Raw genomic sequence first — 15,610 nt, forward strand, 5'->3', positions numbered from 1 at the left:
GATGATCGGACAATGGAACTACGGCACCGGCCGCCGCAAGAGCTCGGTGGCCCGCGTCTTCATCAAGAAGGGCACCGGCCAGATCGTCATCAACGGCAAGCCGATCGAAGCCTACTTCGGTCGTCAGACGTCGATCATGATCGTCAAGCAGCCGCTGCTGCTGACGGCCAATGACGCGGCCTTCGACATCCAGGTCAACGTGCACGGCGGCGGTGAATCCGGCCAGGCCGGCGCGGTGCGCCACGGCATCACCCGTGCGCTGATCGACTACGACGCGGCGCTCAAGCCCGACCTGAGCCGTGCCGGCTTCGTGACGCGTGACGCGCGCGAAGTCGAGCGCAAGAAGGTCGGCCTGCACGGCGCTCGCCGTCGCAAGCAGTTCAGCAAGCGCTGATCGGGCGGGCCGGCTCCGCCGGCCTTCCTGCTGTACGACGCCGCGCGGCCTTTCCGGCCGGCGCGGCGTTTTGCCGTCCGTGCCGGGCGGTGCAAAGACCGCGTCGCCGTCGCGGTCGTCTTCCTGGTGTCCCGGGCTGCGAGGCCGTGGCGCCACAATTCCATCACCGGCGTTCCGCCGGCGGCGTGCCGTCACGCCCGAACTGGAGAACTCATGAACGCGATCGCCGATCTGGCCCCCACCGCCACCGAGGAAATGCCCGCGCCGCTGATCTTCACCGACAGCGCCGCCGCCAAGGTGAAGGAACTCGTCGACGAGGAAGGCAATCCGGACCTGAAGCTGCGCGTCTTCGTGCAGGGCGGCGGCTGCTCGGGCTTCCAGTACGGCTTCACCTTCGACGAAGAGATCAACGAGGACGACACGCAGATGACGAAGAACGGCGTCACGCTGCTGATCGACGCGATGAGCCTGCAGTACCTCGTCGGCGCCGAGATCGACTACAAGGACGATCTCCAGGGCGCGCAGTTCGTGATCCGCAATCCGAACGCCACGACGACCTGCGGCTGCGGGTCCTCGTTCTCGGTCTGAGTCCTGCGGGGCGGCTTCGGCCGCCTCGTTGCCACGGCACGCCGGCGTCCGCCCGCGTGCCGTTGTCGTTTCAGGCGGGGTAGAGCGCGCCGAGCACACGCTCGCCGCGTGCGCCGGTGACGGCGACACGGTTGCCGGCCTGACGCTCACGATGGGCGCGCGCCAGCCAGGCGAAGGCGATGGCCTCGACCTGGTCGGGCGGTACGCCGAGCGCGGCGCTGGAGATCACCCGCGCCCGCGGCAGCAGCGCCGCCAGCCGCGCCATCAGGTGGCCGTTGAACGCGCCGCCGCCGCAGACCACGAGCCGTGCCGTCGCCGGCGCATGGCGGGCCAGCGCGTCGGCGGCGCCGCGTGCCGTCAGCTCGGCCAGCGTGGCCATCACGTCCTGCGGCGCGACGCCGGCGATCGGCATCGCCGCCAGCCAGGCTTCGTTGAACAGGTCGCGCCCGGTGCTCTTGGGCGGTGTGCGCGCGAAGAAGGGTTCGGCCAGCAGTGCGGCCAGCAGCGCCGCATCGACGCGGCCGCCGGCGGCCCAGGCGCCGTCGGCGTCGTAGGCGCGGCCCAGGTGGCGCCGGGCCCAGTGGTCGAGCAGCGCGTTCGCCGGCCCGCAGTCGAAGCCGGCGACGCCGCCGGCTGCCGGCAGCAGGGTCAGGTTGGCGATGCCGCCGAGGTTCAGCACGGCGACGTCCTTGCCCGGCGCGCCGAAGATCTCGGCATGGAAGGCCGGCACCAGCGGTGCGCCTTCGCCGCCGGCGGCGACGTCGCGGCTGCGGAAGTCGCAGACGACGTCGATGCCGCTCAGTTCGGCGAGCAGCGCGCCGTTGAGCAGCTGCACGGTGTAGCCGGTGCCATCGAACTCGCGCGGCCGGTGGCGCACGGTCTGGCCGTGGGCGCCGATCGTGCGCACCGCCTGCACCGTGAGGCCTGCGGCCGCCAGCAGGGCCGCCGCGGTGGCGGCATAGGCGCGCGCGACGCCGTTGGCGGCGAGCGCGGCGCGGTGCAGTTCGTCGGGGCCGGAGCGGTTCAGTGCCAGCAGTTCGGCCTGCAGCGCGGCATCGAACGGGCGGTGCGCGTGCGCCAGCACACGCGGGGAGGGGGCGTCGAACTCGACCGCGACGGCGTCGATGCCGTCGAGCGAGGTGCCCGACATCAGCCCCAGCTCGATCGCCACGGCGGGCGCTCCTGGCGGTCTATTCGAAGCTCGGGCGTGCGGCGCGTGCCTCGGCGAGCGCCAGCTGCGAGCGCAGCCCCTGGGCGACCTGTGCCAGCCGCGCGCGGGCGGCGGCGTCCAGCGTCACCTGCTCGGCGCTGCGCGCCACGCGCAGCGGATCCTGCTGCGCGCCGTTGAGCTTGAACTCGAAATGCAGGTGCGGCCCGGTGGCCCAGCCGGTGGAGCCGACCGCGCCGATGCGCTGGCCCTGCTCGACGCGCTGGCCCTTCTTGACGTCGATGCGGCTCAGGTGCGCGTAAAGCGTCGCGCGGCCGTTGCCGTGCTGGATCTGGATGACGTTGCCGTAGCCGTTCTGGCGCCCGGCGAGGTCGACGATGCCTTCGGCGACGGTGCGCACCGGCGTGCCGGTCGGCGCGCCGTAGTCCACGCCCTTGTGCTGGCGCCAGGTGTTCAGGATCGGATGCAGGCGCATCGCGAAGCCCGAGGTCACGCGCGAGAACTCCATCGGGCTGGCCAGGAAGCTGCGCCGCAGGCTGCGGCCCTGCATGTCGTAATAGCCGCCCTTGCTGCCCGGGTTGAACCACACGGCCTGGTAGGCGCGGCCGCGGTTGACGAACTCGGCGGCGAGCACGCGGCCGACGCCTTCGTTCCAGGGCACGACCTCGCCGTCGGCGGTCAGCGCCTCGTAGACGACACTGAAGGTGTCGCCCTTGCGCAGTTCGCGGTGGAAGTCGATCTCGGCGCCGAACACGTCGGCGATCTGGATCGCCACCGCGTCGGGCAGCAGTGCGGCGTCGGTGGCGGCGAACAGCGAGCTCTGGATCGTGCCGCTGCCCAGGCGGGTCTGCACGGCCAGCGGCGCGGTCTCGAGGTGGCTGGTGAAGCCCGTGCCCTTGCGCTCGATCGTCAGGCGGGTGAAGTGCGTGCGCGCCTGGTCCGCGTTCTCGGCCGGGTAGCGCACGACGAGGCGGTCGAGTTCGCCGGAGTCGGTGGCGCGTGCCTGCACCATCTTGCCGCCGCGGCCGCCGACGACCTTGCGTGCGAGCGTGTCGTTGCGCAGGAATCGTGCGGCGGCTTCATCGGTGACGCCCAGTCGCGCCAGCAGGCTTTGCGGCGTGTCGGTGCCGCGCGTGATCTCGGTGCGGTCGAGCTTGAGCGAGTGGTCGGCCAAGGCGTCGGCCTGGGCCTGCACGTCTTCGGGCGTGACGGCTTCGGTGATCAGGCGTTGCGGCAGCAGCGCGGCATCGGGGGCCAGCGGTGCGATACCGAAGGCGGTGACGCCGAAGCCGCCGAGTGCGACGACGACCGACGCGATGACGCCGCGGCGATGGCGCTCCGTGAACGCCTGCGCCTGCTTGATCAGGCGCTCCGGGGAGATGCTCGGTCCCAACGTGTGATCCGGTCTCGTTGTAGGCCGTCTGGACGGTGTCGGCCTCGTGTCGTCCTCTAGAATCTTTCGCCCAGTCCTACAACGGGCCGCGCGAGTATAGCCAAGCCCCCCGCGAGCAAGGGGCCCGCCCGCATCAAAAAACTGCCATGTCCGAATCCTCTGCTGCCCCGTTGACGCCGATCACAGACCGCGTCAAGGAGGCGATGCGCGTTTCCCTTCGCGGCTGCGACGAACTGCTCCCCGAAGCCGACTGGCTGAAGAAGCTGGCCCGTGCCGAGGCCACCGGCACGCCGCTGCGCATCAAGCTGGGGCTGGATCCGACGGCGCCCGACATCCACATCGGCCACACCGTCGTGCTCAACAAGATGCGCCAGCTCCAGGATCTGGGGCATACGGTGATCTTCCTGATCGGCGACTTCACGTCGACGATCGGCGACCCCTCCGGCCGCAACACGACGCGCCCGCCGCTCACGCGCGAGCAGATCGAGACCAACGCCCAGACCTACTACAAGCAGGCCAGCCTGGTGCTGGACCCGGCGCGCACCGAGATCCGCTACAACAGCGAGTGGTGCGACGCGCTCGGCGCACGCGGCATGATCCAGCTGGCGGCGCGCTACACGGTGGCGCGCATGATGGAGCGCGACGACTTCAAGAAGCGCTTCGAGTCGAACACGCCGATCAGCGTGCACGAGTTCCTCTACCCGCTGATGCAGGGCTACGACTCGGTGGCGCTGAAGAGCGACCTCGAGCTCGGCGGCACCGACCAGAAGTTCAACCTGCTCGTCGGCCGCGCGCTGCAGGCCGAGTACGGCCAGGAGCCGCAGTGCATCCTGACGATGCCGCTGCTCGAAGGCCTGGACGGCGTCGAGAAGATGTCCAAGAGCAAGGGCAACTACGTCGGCATCACCGAGCCGGCGAACGACATGTTCGCCAAGATCCTGTCGATCAGCGACACGCTGATGTGGCGCTGGTTCACGCTGCTGTCCTTCCGCAGCGAGGACGAGATCGCCGCGCTCAAGCGCGAGGTCGAAGCCGGGCGCAACCCGAAGGACGCGAAGGTGATGCTCGCCAAGGAGATCACGACGCGCTTTCACAGCGCCGCGGCGGCCGAGGCCGCGCACGAGGACTTCCAGCGCCGCGCTGCGGGCGGTGTCCCGGACGAGATCCCCGAGTGCACGCTGTCCGGCGCGCCGCTGGGCATCGCCGCGCTGCTCAAGCAGGCCGGCCTGGTGCCCTCGACCAGCGAGGCGATGCGCCTCGTCGAGCAGAGCGGCGTGCGTGTCGACGGCGGCGTCGTCTCGGACAAGGGGCTCAAGCTCGCGGCCGGCACCTACGTCGTGCAGGTCGGCAAGCGCAAGTTCGCACGCGTGACGCTGGGCGCCTGAGCGCCCCGCCCGCCGCGTCCGCCCCGCGATGCAGGTCAGCAGCTACCTGAAGATCTCGATCGCGGTCGCCATCGCGACGATCGCGCTGAAGACCGGCGCCTGGTGGGTCAGCGGCAGCGTCAGCCTGCTGTCCGACGCGATGGAGTCGCTGGTCAACCTGGCCGGCGCCACCTTCGCGCTGGCGATGGTGACGATCGCCGCGCGCCCGGCCGACGAGGAGCACCCTTACGGCCACCACAAGGCCGAGTACTTCTCCAGCGGCTTCGAAGGCGTGCTGATCTTCGTCGCCGCGCTGGGCATCATCTGGGCGGCCGTCGAGCGTTTCCTGCACCCGCAGCCGCTGGAACAGCTGGGCCTGGGCCTGGCGCTGTCGATCGCCAGCTCGGTGCTCAACGGCGTGCTCGCGTGGTCGATGCTGAGCAAGGCGCGTGCGGTCGGCTCGATGGCGCTGGAAGGCGACGCTCGCCACCTGTTCACCGACGTCTGGACCTCGGCCGGCGTCGTCATCGGGCTGGCGCTGGTGCACTTCACGCACTGGCTCTGGCTGGACCCGGTGCTGGCGATCATCGTCGCGCTGAACATCCTGCGCGAAGGCGCGTCGCTGATCTGGCGTTCGGCCAGCGGCCTGATGGACGAGGCGCTGGAGCCCGCGGTCATCGCCAAGGTCGACGCCGCGCTGGCCGGTTTCGCCGCGCAGCCGATCCGCTTCGACCACGTCGTCACGCGCCGCGCCGGGCAGCGCCGCTTCGTCGACCTGCACCTGCACGTGCCGGGCGCCTGGACGCTGTCCCATGCCGCGCAGGTGCGCACCGAGGTCGAGGCGGCGCTGATGGCCGCGGTGCCCGGGCTGCGCGCCAGCATCCAGTTGCTGCCGGCCGACGCCGAGGCGATCGCGCTGCCGGGCGCGGAGGATCCCCACCCATGATCGCGCTGATCCAGCGCGCCGCCGGCGCGCGTGTCGAAGTCGCCGGCCGCGTCGTCGGCGAGATCGCGCAGGGCCTGCTGGTGCTGGTCTGCGCCGAGCCGGCGGACACGCCGGCGCAGGCCGCCAAGCTGGTCGACAAGCTGTTGAAGCTGCGCATCTTCAGCGACGAGGCCGGGCGCATGAACCGCAGCGTGCAGGACGTCGGCGGCGGGCTGCTGATCGTCTCGCAGTTCACGCTAGCCGCCGACACCGCCAGCGGCAACCGCCCGAGCTTCACCGGCGCCGCGCCGGCCGAACTGGGGCGTGCGCTCTACGAGGAGCTGCTGCGTCTGGCGCGCGAGCGCCACCCGGTCGTTGCCGCCGGCGAGTTCGGCGCCCACATGCAGGTGCACCTGGTCAACGACGGGCCGGTGACGATCCCGATGCGCGTCGCATAGAAACGAAAACGCCGCGCGGGGCGCGGCGTTGCGGTGGCGGACAGCCGCCTCAATCAGTCCGCCTTGCAGGCCGCGTCCTCGCAGAGCTCGGACCCTGACTGCAGCGTGTGACCGTGCGCAGGCACGGTCACACGTCCTCAGTCAGCGTACTGCCCGGCGGCCTTGATGATCGGGCCCCACTTGTTGATCTCGGCCTCGACGAACTTCTTGTGGTCGGCCGGGTTGTTGCGCGCGTCGTGCACGACGACGGCACCCAGCGCTTCTTCGCGCTTGATGAAGTCCGGGTCCTTCAGCGCCTTGCGCAGCGCGGCGTTCAGCGTCTCCAGCACCGGCTTGGGCGTGCCGCGCGGCGCGTAGACGCCGTGCCAGATCGTCACGTTGAAGCCCTTGACGCCCGACTCGTCCAGCGTCGGCAGCTTGGCCAGCGCCGGCGCCGTCAGGCGCTTGGTCGTCGTCACGGCGTAGGCCTTGACCTTGCCGCTCTCGATCTGGCCGGTGGTGTTGGTCGTCTGGTCGCACATGATGTCGACCTGACCGCCGAGCAGGTCGGTCATCGCCGGCGCGGTGCCCTTGTACGGCACGGTCGTCATGTCGATGCCCAGGCTCTGCTGGAACAGCACGCCGCACAGGTGCGAGGCGGCGCCCAGGCCGGCGTTGGCCAGGTTGATGCGGCCCTTGTTGGCCTCCAGCCACTTGCGCAGTTCGGCGAAGTTGTTGGCCGGCAGGTCGGGGCGGCCGATCAGCGTCATCGGCACCTCGTTGACCAGGCCGACGTACTCGAAGTCGTCCAGGGTCTTGTACGGCAGGTTGCGGTACAGCGCAGGCGAGGTCGCCATGCCGATGTGGTGCACCAGCAGCGTGTAGCCGTCCGGCGCCGCCTTGGCGACCTTGGCCGCGCCCAGCGTGCCACCGGCGCCGCCGACGTTCTCGATGACGATGGTCGTGTTGTTGAGCTGCTTGCGCAGGGCTTCTGCGAGGTCGCGCGCCACCTTGTCGGTCGGCCCGCCGGCGGCGAAGGGCACTACGACCGTGATCGGCTTGTCGGGGTAGGCGGCCGACGCGGCGGCGGCGATCGTGGCGGCGGCCACGGCGAACAGCATCTTCTTCATGAGAGCCTTGTCTCCTTCTGTGGTGGGCGGGTGCCTGAACCCGCGCATCCTAGGGCGCGCGCCTCGGCGCTGGCGTCGGGAAATACGTACTCTGGGGCATCGCCGTGACGGGTTTGACGCCGGTCAGGCGACGCAGGGCCGCGCGCCGTGACGGATGGCCGCTCGCCGCGAGCGCGTGGTGCGGCGTAGCGCAGGGGGCACCGGAGAATCCCTCGGGTCTGCACGCCATTGCCTTGCATCGACCGATGAAGCTTCCGATCCCGCGCCGTACCCTGCTGGCCGCCGCCGCGACCTTCGCGCTGCCGCCGGTATTCGCCCAGGGCCGTGCCCTGCGTTTCGTCATCGGCTTTCCGGCCGGCGGCTCCAGCGACGCGATGGGCCGGGCGCTGGCCGAGCGCCTGGCGCCGGCGCTGAAGCAGCCGCTGGTCGTCGAGAACCGCGACGGCGGCGGCGGCACGACGGCTGCGGCGATGGTCGCCAAGGCCCCGGCCGACGGCTCGACGCTGATGCTGGCGTCCTCGCACCACCTCGTCGCGCAGCAGGTGCAGCGTGGCCTGCCCTACGACTTCGCCACCGCCTTCGAGCCGGTCGCGGCGATGGCCGCGGTGCCTTCGGTGCTCGTCGTCTCGGCGCGTTCGAAGCTCGCCAGCGTCAAGGACCTGATCGCCGCCGCCGGCGCCACGCGCCTGCGCTACGGCTCGGTCGGCGCCGGCTCGACGCAGCAGGCGACGGCCGAACTGTTCCGCATCCGCGCCGGCATCAAGCTCGACGGCGTCGCCTTCGCCGGCGGCAACGCGATGATGAACGGGCTGGCCAACGGCGAGATCGATCTCGCCTTCGAGACCATCCCCTCGGCGCTGGCCCAGCTGCGCGCCGGGCGCGTCAAGGCGCTGGCGGTGTCGACGGCCAAACGCTCGTTCGCGCTGCCCGAGCTGCCGACGCTGGCCGAGGCCGGCCTGTCCAACTTCGACGCCCCGGTCTGGTACGGCGTCGTCGCCCCGGCCGGCACGCCGCGCGCGACGGTCGAGCGCCTGAACGAGACGATCAACCGGCTGCTCGACAGCGGCGAGTTCAAGGCCCAGCTGCTGCAGCTGGGCGCGACGCCGGTGACGATGTCGCCGCTGGAATGGGCCGGCGCCATCCGCCTGGACCTCAAACGCTGGGAGCGCCTGGCGCGCCAGGCCAACCTGGTGGCCTGAGCGCCTTCAGCCGACGCGGCGCAGGTCCTCGATGACCTTGCCGTCGTTGGGCAGCTGGCCCGGGTCGCAGAGCTCGACCTCGGCGCGCAGCTTGGTCACGTCGCGTACCGTCTGCACGATCGCCGCTGCCAGGCCCTCGGGCCGGCGCGCGCATTCGACCATCAGCGTCATGCGGTCGTCGGCCATCTCGCCTTCGACGACCAGGCGCGCGCGGCCCAGCTCCGGGTGCCGGCGCAGCACCTCGGCGACCTGCGCCGGGTGCACGAACATGCCGCGCACCTTGGCGGTCTGGTCGGCGCGGCCCAGCCAGCCGCGGATGCGTGCGTTGCTGCGGCCGGTAGGGCAGGCGCCGGGCAGGATGGCCGACAGGTCGCCGGTGCCGAAACGGATCAGCGGGTAGTCCGGGTTCAAAACCGTGACGACGACCTCGCCGACCTCGCCATCGGGCAGCGGCTCGCCGGTGCCCGGGCGCACGATCTCGACGATCACCGCCTCGTCGAGCACCAGCCCTTCGCGGGCTTCGGTCTCGTAGGCGACGAGGCCCAGGTCGGCGGTGGCGTAGCTCTGGAAGGCCTCGATGCCGCGCGCGCGAAAGGCGTCGCGCAGCGCCGGCGGGAAGGCCTCGCCGCTGACCGCGGCCTTGCGCAACGAGGGCAGGCGCAGCCCGGCGATGTCGGCCTTCTCCAGCAGGATGCGCAGGAAGCTCGGCGTGCCGGCGTAGGCGTCGGAGCGCAGCTCGGCCAGGGCCTGCAGCTGCAGCTCGGTGTTGCCGACGCCGCCGGGGAAGACCGCGCAGCCCAGCGCCAGCGCGCCGCCTTCCATCATCGAGCCGGCCGGCGTCAGGTGGTAGCTGAAGCTGTTGTGCACCAGGTCGCCGGCGCGGAAGCCGGCCGCGCGCAGCGCGCGGCCGAAGCGCCAGTAGTCGGCGGCCGCGCCCTCGGGTTCGTAGATCGGCCCCGGCGACTGGAAGACGCGCCGCGCGATGCGCACCGCGCCGACGCCGCGCCAGCCGATCGCCGCGAAACCGCCGAAGGGGTCGCCGCCGGCGGCCCGTTCGGCGGCCTGGCGTTCGAGCAGCTCGTGCTTGCGCGTCACCGGCAGCGCGGCGAGCGCGGCGCGGCTCGTCACCGCGGCCGGCTCGACGCCTTGCAGGCGTTCAGCGAATGCCGGCGTGCACAGCGCCGCGGCCACCTGGGCCGGCAGCGCCGCCATCAGCGCCGCCTCGCGTGCGGCGGGGTCGCGGGTCTCCAGCGGGTCCAGGGCGGTGTCGCTCATCGTCGAGGGCTCCTAGTCATCGCGGTCGCTCCAGGCGGCGAGCCGCTTCTTCAGGTCGGCGACGAAGTCGCGCGCGTCGGCGCTCGAGCGCAGCGTCTTCGATTGCCATTCCGGGCTGCTGCGCGACGGCCGCTTCACCGTCTGCGCCTTCAGCACCGTGTCGTCCAGATCCACCCGCGCGATCGCGCAGCCGCGGCGTTCGAACACCCCGGCGCGCTCCGCGAGCCCCAGCTCGCGCAAGTCGCGCCGCAGCCTCTGCAGCGCCTCGGCCGGGTTGAATGCCGGCGGGGCGAACCCCAGGAAGTCGTCGTCGTTCATGGCGGTGTCGTAGAGATCGAGGATCTGCGAATTTTCGGGCCGCGGTCAGCGAGCCCGCGACACCAGCACGGCGCTCGCCATCAAGCCATAGCCGCGGATCCGGCTCCGCCGGTCCGCCGGCGAGCGGCCCCCCTGGGGGGTAGCGAGCGATAGCGAGCTCGGGGGCTCAACTTAACCAGCGCTTGCGCCGCTTGTAGCTCTTCACGTCCCGAAAACTCTTGCGATCCCCGCCGCCCATGCCGAGGTAGAACTCCTTGACGTCCTCGTTCTCGCGCAGCGCCTCGGCGCTGCCGTCCATCACGACGCGGCCGTTCTCCAGGATGTAGCCGTAGTCGGCGTACTTCAGCGCGATGCTGGTGTTCTGTTCGGCGAGCAGGAAGGTCACGCCTTCGCGCGTGTTCAGGTCCTTCACGATCTCGAAGACTTCCTCGACGATCTGCGGCGCCAGGCCCATCGAGGGTTCGTCGAGCAGCACCATCTTCGGATTGGCCATCAGCGCGCGGCCGATGGCGCACATCTGCTGCTCGCCGCCCGAGGTGTAGGCCGCCTGGCTGGTGCGCCGCGTCTTCAGGCGGGGGAAGTAGGTGTAGACCTTGTCCAGCGTCTCGGCGACCGCGGCGCGCCCGTCGCGGCGCGTGTAGGCGCCGGTCATCAGGTTCTCCTCGATCGTCAGGTGGGCGAAGCAGTGCCGGCCTTCCATCACCTGCACGACCCCACGTTCGACCATCTGCGCCGTCGACAGCTTCTCGATGCGCTCGCCGCGCAGCTCGATCGCACCCTTGGTCACCTCGCCGCGTTCGCCCGCCAGCAGGTTGCTCACCGCACGCAGCGTGGTCGTCTTGCCCGCCCCGTTGCCGCCCAGCAGTGCCACCACGCCGCCCTCCGGCACGCGCAGCGACACCCCCTTCAGCACCAGGATCACGTGGTTGTAGATGACCTCGATGCCGTTGACGTTCAGCAGCACATCGCCCATGCCGTCCTCCAACTAGAGATAGGGGCCGCGCGCAGCGCGCCCCGCCCCTCAAGCGGCCGCCGCGGATCCGGCTTTGCCGGGCCGCCGGCGGCGCCCCCCTGGGGGGGAGCGGCGAAGCCGCTACGGGGGGGATCAACTCTGACAATCGGCAGGCGAGCGCCGCGTCAGCTTCTTCTCACCCGCATACCGGTCGGCCGCGCTCTTGATCAGCGGCTTCAGGATCTGCTCGTCGGCCTGGTACCAGTCGGAGCTGAAGCTCCACTTCGCGCCGTCCCAGGTCTGCACGCGTGCCCAGGTCGAGCCCTGGTGGTCCATGCACGAGGTGCTGATCGGACGGATCACGCCGGTCAGGCCCAGCTGCGCGAGCTTCTTGTCGTCCAGCGCCAGGTTCTCCAGGCCCCAGCGCACCTGCTCGCCGGTCATCACCTTGCCCTTGCCGAAACGCTCCTGCGCGCGGCGCACGGCCTCGACGCCCAGCGCCTGGATGATCACGCCGCGCGTGTACAGCACCGAGCCGACCTCGTCCTTCGGCCCCGTGCCCTGGCCCTTGTCGTGCACGTACTTCAGGATGTCCTGGATGACCTTGGGGCTGGTGCCCGAGGTGTTCAGCGCCAGCGCGTTGTAGCCCTTGGCACCCATGCCGACGTCCTTGACGTCGGGTTCGGCACCGGCCCACCAGACGCCGTACATCTTCTCGCGCGGGAAGCCGGTGGCCTGGGCCTCCTTCAGCGCGGTCGAGTTCATCACGCCCCAGCCCCAGAGCAGCACGTAGTCGGGGCGCTGCTGGCGAACCTGCAGCCAGGCCGACTTCTGCTCGACGCCCGGTGCCGTCACCGGGATCTTCACCAGCTCGAAGCCGTGCATCTTCTGGCGCTCGTCGAGCAGCGGGATCGGCTCCTTGCCGAAGGGGCTGTCGTGATAGACGAGCGCGATCTTCTTGCCCTTGAGCTTGTCGAAGCCGCCTTCCTTCTTCGCCAGGTGCTGGATCAGGATGTCGGCGGCAGTCCAGTAGCTGCCCATCAGCGGGAAGTTCCACTTGAAGACGCCGCCGTCGGCCGAGGACGACAGGCCGTAGCCCAGCGTCATCAGCGGCACCTTGTCGGCCGGCGCCTTGTCGGTCAGCGCGAAGGTGATGCCGGTGGCCTGCGGGTCGAAGAGCGACGCGCCCTTGCCCTTCAGGCGCTCGTAGCACTCGACGCCCTTGTCGGTGGCGTAGCCGGTCTCGCACTCCTCGAAGCTCAGCTTGACGCCGTTCACGCCGCCGTCGCGCGCGTTGATCATCTTCAGGTAGTCCTGCTTGCCGTTCGCCCACGGCGTGCCGTTGGGCGCGTACGGGCCGGTGCGGTAGACCAGCAGCGGGAAGAACTGCTCCTTGGCCTGGGCGAAGGCGCCCGTGGCGGCGAGCAGCGCCGCGGCGGCCAGGGTGTACGAGGCAAGCTTCATCGTGTCTCCGTGTGTGCTGTTGTCGTGAGGGCTGCGGGGGGGCTAGTGCGGGAAGGGCCAGAGGCGCAGCTTTTCCTTGGCCGTGGACCAAAGCCGCGCGATCCCATGCGGCTCGACGATCAGGAAGAAGACGATCAGCGCGCCGAAGATCATGAAGGTCAGGTGCGAGGCCAGCGCGGTGTCGATGGGGATGCCGAACCAGTACGGCAGGCTGTCGAGCACGATCGGCAGCACGACGATGAACGCAGCGCCGAAGAAGCTGCCCATGATCGACCCCAGGCCGCCGATGATCACCATGAACAGCAGGTCGAACGAGCGGTTGACGCCGAAGGCCGCCGGCTCCCAGGAGCCCAGGTGCACGAAGCCCCACAGCGCGCCGGCGACGCCGACGATGAACGAGCTGACCGCGAACGCGCTCAGCTTGGCGTAGACCGGGCGGATGCCGATCACCGCCGCGGCGACGTCCATGTCGCGGATCGCCATCCACTCGCGGCCGATGTGGCCGCGCACCAGGTTCTTGGCCAGCGTCGCGAACACGAGCACGAAGGCCAGGCAGAACAGGTACTTCTGCACCGGCGAGTCGATCGGAATGCCCAGGATCTGCAGCCCGGCGACGCTGACCGAGCCCGAGGACGAGCCGTTGGTCACGAACTTCAGCCGCAGCGCCGCCCAGTCGACGAAGAACTGCGCCGCCAGCGTCGCCACCGCCAGGTACAGGCCCTTGATGCGCAGCGAGGGCAGGCCGAAGAGCACGCCGACCGCGGTCGAGCACAGCCCGCCGAGCAGGATGGAGGCGACGACCGGCATGCCGTCGAAACGCACCTGGAAGTTGTAGGCCGCGTACGCACCGACCGCCATGAAGGCCCCGGTGCCCAGCGAGATCTGGCCGCAGTAGCCGACGAGGATGTTCAGCCCCAGCGCCGCCAGCGACAGGATCAGGAAGGGGATCAGGATCGCGCGGAACAGGTACTCCGGCGCCACCAGCGGCACGACGACGATCGCCAGCGCCAGCAGCAGCGCGATCGCGACGCGGTCCTGGCGGATCGGGAAGACCTGCAGGTCGGCGCGGTAGGACGTCTTGAACTGGCCGTTTTCTCTGTAGAGCATGCTGCGGCTCCGATCAGACGCGGTCGATGATCTTTTCCCCGAACAGCCCCTGCGGCCGCACGAAGAGGAAGACCAGCGCCAGCACGTAGGCGAACCAGATCTCGATGCCGCCGCCGAGCATCGGCCCGACGTAGACCTCGGACAGCTTTTCGCCGACGCCGATCAGCAGGCCGCCGACGATCGCGCCGGGCACCGAGGTCAGCCCGCCGAGGATGACCACCGGCAGCGCCTTCAGCGCCACCAGCGACAGCGAGAACTGCACGCCGAGCTTGCTGCCCCAGATGATCCCGGCGACCAGCGCGACGAAGCCGGCGACGCTCCAGACGATGACCCAGATGCGGTTCAGCGGGATGCCGATCGACTGCGCCGCCTGGTGGTCGTCGGCCACCGCGCGCAGCGCGCGGCCGGTGGCGGTCTTCTGGAAGAACAGGCTCAGCGCCGCGACTAGCGCGGCGGCGATCAGCGCGGCGTACAGGTCCTCCTTGTTGACCAGGATGCCGCCCTCGAAGGTGTTCTCCAGCAGGAACACCGGGTCCTTGGGCAGGCCGACGTCGATCGGATAGATGTCGTTGCCGAAGATCGTCTGGCCCAGGCCTTCGAGGAAGTAGGCGATGCCCAGCGTGGCCATCAACAGCGTCACGCCTTCCTGGTTGACCAGCTTGCCCAGCACCCAGCGTTCGATGCACCAGGCGACGGCGATCATCACCGCCATCGCCGCGACGATGGCCAGCAGGTTGGCCAGCAGCTGGCTCTCGAAGCCGAACCAGGCCGGAAACCAGGCCGAGAAGCGCGCCATCGCCAGCGCCGCGAACAGCACCATCGCGCCCTGGGCGAAGTTGAAGACGCCGCTCGCCTTGAAGATCAGCACGAAGCCGAGCGCGACCAGCGCGTACAGCATGCCGGTCATCAGGCCGCCGATCAGGGTTTCGAGGAAGAAAGCCATGCGATGCCGCTTTCGTTTCAGTTGTCGATGGCGCTGGCTGCCACCCGCGGATCACGAAGACACGAGGCCCGATCAAGCTTCCCGCCGCGGAACCGGCTCTGCCGGGCCGCTGGCGGACGGCCCCCTTGGGGGGTACCGAGCGAAGGCGAGGTCGGGGGCTTCACGTCAGTGGCCGGCGCCGAGGTAGGCGCGGATGACGTCGGGATTGCTGCGCACCTCGTCGGGCGTGCCGTCGCCGATCTTCTTGCCGTAGTCGAGCACGACGACGCGGTCGCTGATGTCCATCACCACGCCCATGTCGTGCTCGATCAGCACGATGGTCGTGCCGTACTCGTCGTTGACGTCGAGGATGAAGCGGCTCATGTCCTGCTTCTCCTCGACGTTCATGCCGGCCATCGGCTCGTCGAGCAGCAGCACCTGCGGCTCCATCGCCAGCGCGCGGCCGAGGTCGACACGCTTCTGCAGGCCGTAGGGCAGGCGCCCGACCGGCGTCTTGCGCCAGGCCTGGATCTCGAGGAAGTCGATGATCTTCTCGACCGCCTCGCGGTGCCGGCTCTCCTCGCGCTCGGCCGCGCCCCAGCGGATGGCCTGCTGGAAGATGTTGGTCTTCATCTTCAGGTTGCGGCCCGACATGATGTTGTCGAGCACGCTCATGCCCTTGAACAGCGCCAGGTTCTGGAAGGTGCGCGCGATGCCCATCTCGGCGACCTGGCGGCTGTTCATGTGCGCGAAGGTCTTGCCGCGGAAGCTGATCGAGCCCTCCTGCGGCGAGTAGACGCCGTTGATGCAGTTGAGCATCGAGCTCTTGCCCGCGCCGTTGGGGCCGATGATCGAGCGCACCTCGTGCTCGCGCACGTCGAAGCTGATGTCGGTCAGCGCCTTGACGCCGCCGAAACGCAGCGAGATGTTGCGCACGTCGAGGATCACCTCGCCGCTGCGGCGGCCGGTGGCCG

The 15,610-nt window shown here is 70.1% G+C and carries 16 protein-coding genes; 6 read left to right on the forward strand and 10 right to left on the reverse strand.

Annotated features, from left to right (window positions below):
- Position 1 precedes the first annotated feature (1 nt).
- Both rpsI and erpA read left to right on the forward strand, forming a co-directional pair.
- Positions 2-394 (forward strand): 30S ribosomal protein S9, encoded by a 393-nt coding sequence (gene rpsI, locus RGE_RS03725; RefSeq protein ID WP_009858096.1) that lies wholly within the window; start codon positions 2-4, stop codon positions 392-394.
- A gap of 213 nt (positions 395-607) precedes the next feature.
- On the forward strand, positions 608-982 hold the full coding sequence (erpA, locus tag RGE_RS03730; protein WP_014426977.1) for an iron-sulfur cluster insertion protein ErpA: 375 nt from the start codon (positions 608-610) through the stop codon (positions 980-982).
- Positions 983-1,052: 70 nt separating this feature from the next.
- Here the strand turns inward: erpA and RGE_RS03735 are convergent, their stop codons facing one another.
- The gene (locus RGE_RS03735; RefSeq protein WP_014426978.1) at positions 1,053-2,153 is read right to left on the reverse strand and encodes an anhydro-N-acetylmuramic acid kinase; all 1,101 of its coding nucleotides are present in this window, start codon (positions 2,151-2,153) and stop codon (positions 1,053-1,055) included.
- Positions 2,154-2,172: 19 nt separating this feature from the next.
- Positions 2,173-3,543: a M23 family metallopeptidase gene (locus RGE_RS03740; protein ID WP_014426979.1), complete on the reverse strand. Its 1,371-nt coding sequence runs from the start codon at positions 3,541-3,543 to the stop codon at positions 2,173-2,175.
- A gap of 146 nt (positions 3,544-3,689) precedes the next feature.
- On the opposite strand from RGE_RS03740, the gene tyrS reads away from it, so the two are divergent.
- The 3 genes from tyrS to dtd are packed head-to-tail and all read left to right on the forward strand — an operon-like array spanning position 3,690 to position 6,290.
- Positions 3,690-4,928 (forward strand): tyrosine--tRNA ligase, encoded by a 1,239-nt coding sequence (gene tyrS / locus RGE_RS03745; protein WP_014426980.1) that lies wholly within the window; start codon positions 3,690-3,692, stop codon positions 4,926-4,928.
- Between the two features lie 28 nt (positions 4,929-4,956).
- The gene (locus RGE_RS03750; RefSeq protein ID WP_014426981.1) at positions 4,957-5,853 is read left to right on the forward strand and encodes a cation diffusion facilitator family transporter; all 897 of its coding nucleotides are present in this window, start codon (positions 4,957-4,959) and stop codon (positions 5,851-5,853) included.
- Positions 5,850-6,290: a D-aminoacyl-tRNA deacylase gene (gene dtd, locus RGE_RS03755; protein ID WP_014426982.1), complete on the forward strand. Its 441-nt coding sequence runs from the start codon at positions 5,850-5,852 to the stop codon at positions 6,288-6,290. Before RGE_RS03750 ends, dtd begins: the two co-directional genes overlap by 4 nt.
- Positions 6,291-6,427: 137 nt before the next feature.
- Here the strand turns inward: dtd and RGE_RS03760 are convergent, their stop codons facing one another.
- Entirely contained in the window at positions 6,428-7,399 is a 972-nt protein-coding gene (locus RGE_RS03760) for a tripartite tricarboxylate transporter substrate-binding protein (protein ID WP_014426983.1), read from the reverse strand.
- 245 nt (positions 7,400-7,644) lie between these two features.
- Here RGE_RS03760 and RGE_RS03765 point away from each other — a divergent pair, with 245 nt between their 5' ends.
- Positions 7,645-8,598 carry a tripartite tricarboxylate transporter substrate binding protein gene (locus RGE_RS03765; protein ID WP_014426984.1) on the forward strand — a complete coding sequence of 318 codons (954 nt, stop codon included), beginning with the start codon at positions 7,645-7,647 and terminating at the stop codon, positions 8,596-8,598.
- A 6-nt stretch (positions 8,599-8,604) separates the two neighbouring features.
- On the opposite strand, the gene RGE_RS03770 is transcribed toward RGE_RS03765, so the two are convergent.
- The 7 genes from RGE_RS03770 to RGE_RS03800 all read right to left on the reverse strand — a co-directional run bounded on the left by RGE_RS03770 (position 8,605) and on the right by RGE_RS03800 (position 15,584).
- Positions 8,605-9,873 (reverse strand): phenylacetate--CoA ligase family protein, encoded by a 1,269-nt coding sequence (locus RGE_RS03770; RefSeq protein WP_014426985.1) that lies wholly within the window; start codon positions 9,871-9,873, stop codon positions 8,605-8,607.
- A 12-nt stretch (positions 9,874-9,885) separates the two neighbouring features.
- Positions 9,886-10,191 carry a hypothetical protein gene (locus RGE_RS03775; RefSeq protein WP_014426986.1) on the reverse strand — a complete coding sequence of 102 codons (306 nt, stop codon included), beginning with the start codon at positions 10,189-10,191 and terminating at the stop codon, positions 9,886-9,888.
- 166 nt (positions 10,192-10,357) lie between these two features.
- Positions 10,358-11,164: an ABC transporter ATP-binding protein gene (locus RGE_RS03780; protein ID WP_014426987.1), complete on the reverse strand. Its 807-nt coding sequence runs from the start codon at positions 11,162-11,164 to the stop codon at positions 10,358-10,360.
- Between the two features lie 132 nt (positions 11,165-11,296).
- Positions 11,297-12,607, reverse strand: coding sequence for an ABC transporter substrate-binding protein (locus tag RGE_RS03785; RefSeq protein WP_014426988.1), 1,311 nt, complete (start codon positions 12,605-12,607; stop codon positions 11,297-11,299).
- A 42-nt stretch (positions 12,608-12,649) separates the two neighbouring features.
- On the reverse strand, positions 12,650-13,714 hold the full coding sequence (locus RGE_RS03790; protein ID WP_014426989.1) for a branched-chain amino acid ABC transporter permease: 1,065 nt from the start codon (positions 13,712-13,714) through the stop codon (positions 12,650-12,652).
- 13 nt (positions 13,715-13,727) lie between these two features.
- On the reverse strand, positions 13,728-14,657 hold the full coding sequence (locus RGE_RS03795; protein ID WP_014426990.1) for a branched-chain amino acid ABC transporter permease: 930 nt from the start codon (positions 14,655-14,657) through the stop codon (positions 13,728-13,730).
- Between the two features lie 165 nt (positions 14,658-14,822).
- Positions 14,823-15,584, reverse strand: coding sequence for an ABC transporter ATP-binding protein (locus tag RGE_RS03800; RefSeq protein WP_043784627.1), 762 nt, complete (start codon positions 15,582-15,584; stop codon positions 14,823-14,825).
- Positions 15,585-15,610 lie beyond the last annotated feature (26 nt).

Origin of the sequence: Rubrivivax gelatinosus IL144 (genome assembly GCF_000284255.1) — a bacterium.
Classification (GTDB): domain Bacteria; phylum Pseudomonadota; class Gammaproteobacteria; order Burkholderiales; family Burkholderiaceae_C; genus Rubrivivax; species Rubrivivax gelatinosus_A.

What these genes read in the sequence shown, in the direction of transcription:
- rpsI (WP_009858096.1), top strand. Translation starts at nt 2, where the DNA reads ATGATCGGACAATGGAACTACGGCACCGGCCGCCGCAAGAGCTCGGTG.
- erpA (WP_014426977.1), top strand. Translation starts at nt 608, where the DNA reads ATGAACGCGATCGCCGATCTGGCCCCCACCGCCACCGAGGAAATGCCC.
- tyrS (WP_014426980.1), top strand. Translation starts at nt 3,690, where the DNA reads ATGTCCGAATCCTCTGCTGCCCCGTTGACGCCGATCACAGACCGCGTC.
- RGE_RS03750 (WP_014426981.1), top strand. Translation starts at nt 4,957, where the DNA reads ATGCAGGTCAGCAGCTACCTGAAGATCTCGATCGCGGTCGCCATCGCG.
- dtd (WP_014426982.1), top strand. Translation starts at nt 5,850, where the DNA reads ATGATCGCGCTGATCCAGCGCGCCGCCGGCGCGCGTGTCGAAGTCGCC.
- RGE_RS03760 (WP_014426983.1), bottom strand. Translation starts at nt 7,399, where the DNA reads ATGAAGAAGATGCTGTTCGCCGTGGCCGCCGCCACGATCGCCGCCGCC.
- RGE_RS03765 (WP_014426984.1), top strand. Translation starts at nt 7,645, where the DNA reads ATGAAGCTTCCGATCCCGCGCCGTACCCTGCTGGCCGCCGCCGCGACC.
- RGE_RS03770 (WP_014426985.1), bottom strand. Translation starts at nt 9,873, where the DNA reads ATGAGCGACACCGCCCTGGACCCGCTGGAGACCCGCGACCCCGCCGCA.
- RGE_RS03775 (WP_014426986.1), bottom strand. Translation starts at nt 10,191, where the DNA reads ATGAACGACGACGACTTCCTGGGGTTCGCCCCGCCGGCATTCAACCCG.
- RGE_RS03780 (WP_014426987.1), bottom strand. Translation starts at nt 11,164, where the DNA reads ATGGGCGATGTGCTGCTGAACGTCAACGGCATCGAGGTCATCTACAAC.
- RGE_RS03785 (WP_014426988.1), bottom strand. Translation starts at nt 12,607, where the DNA reads ATGAAGCTTGCCTCGTACACCCTGGCCGCCGCGGCGCTGCTCGCCGCC.
- RGE_RS03790 (WP_014426989.1), bottom strand. Translation starts at nt 13,714, where the DNA reads ATGCTCTACAGAGAAAACGGCCAGTTCAAGACGTCCTACCGCGCCGAC.
- RGE_RS03795 (WP_014426990.1), bottom strand. Translation starts at nt 14,657, where the DNA reads ATGGCTTTCTTCCTCGAAACCCTGATCGGCGGCCTGATGACCGGCATG.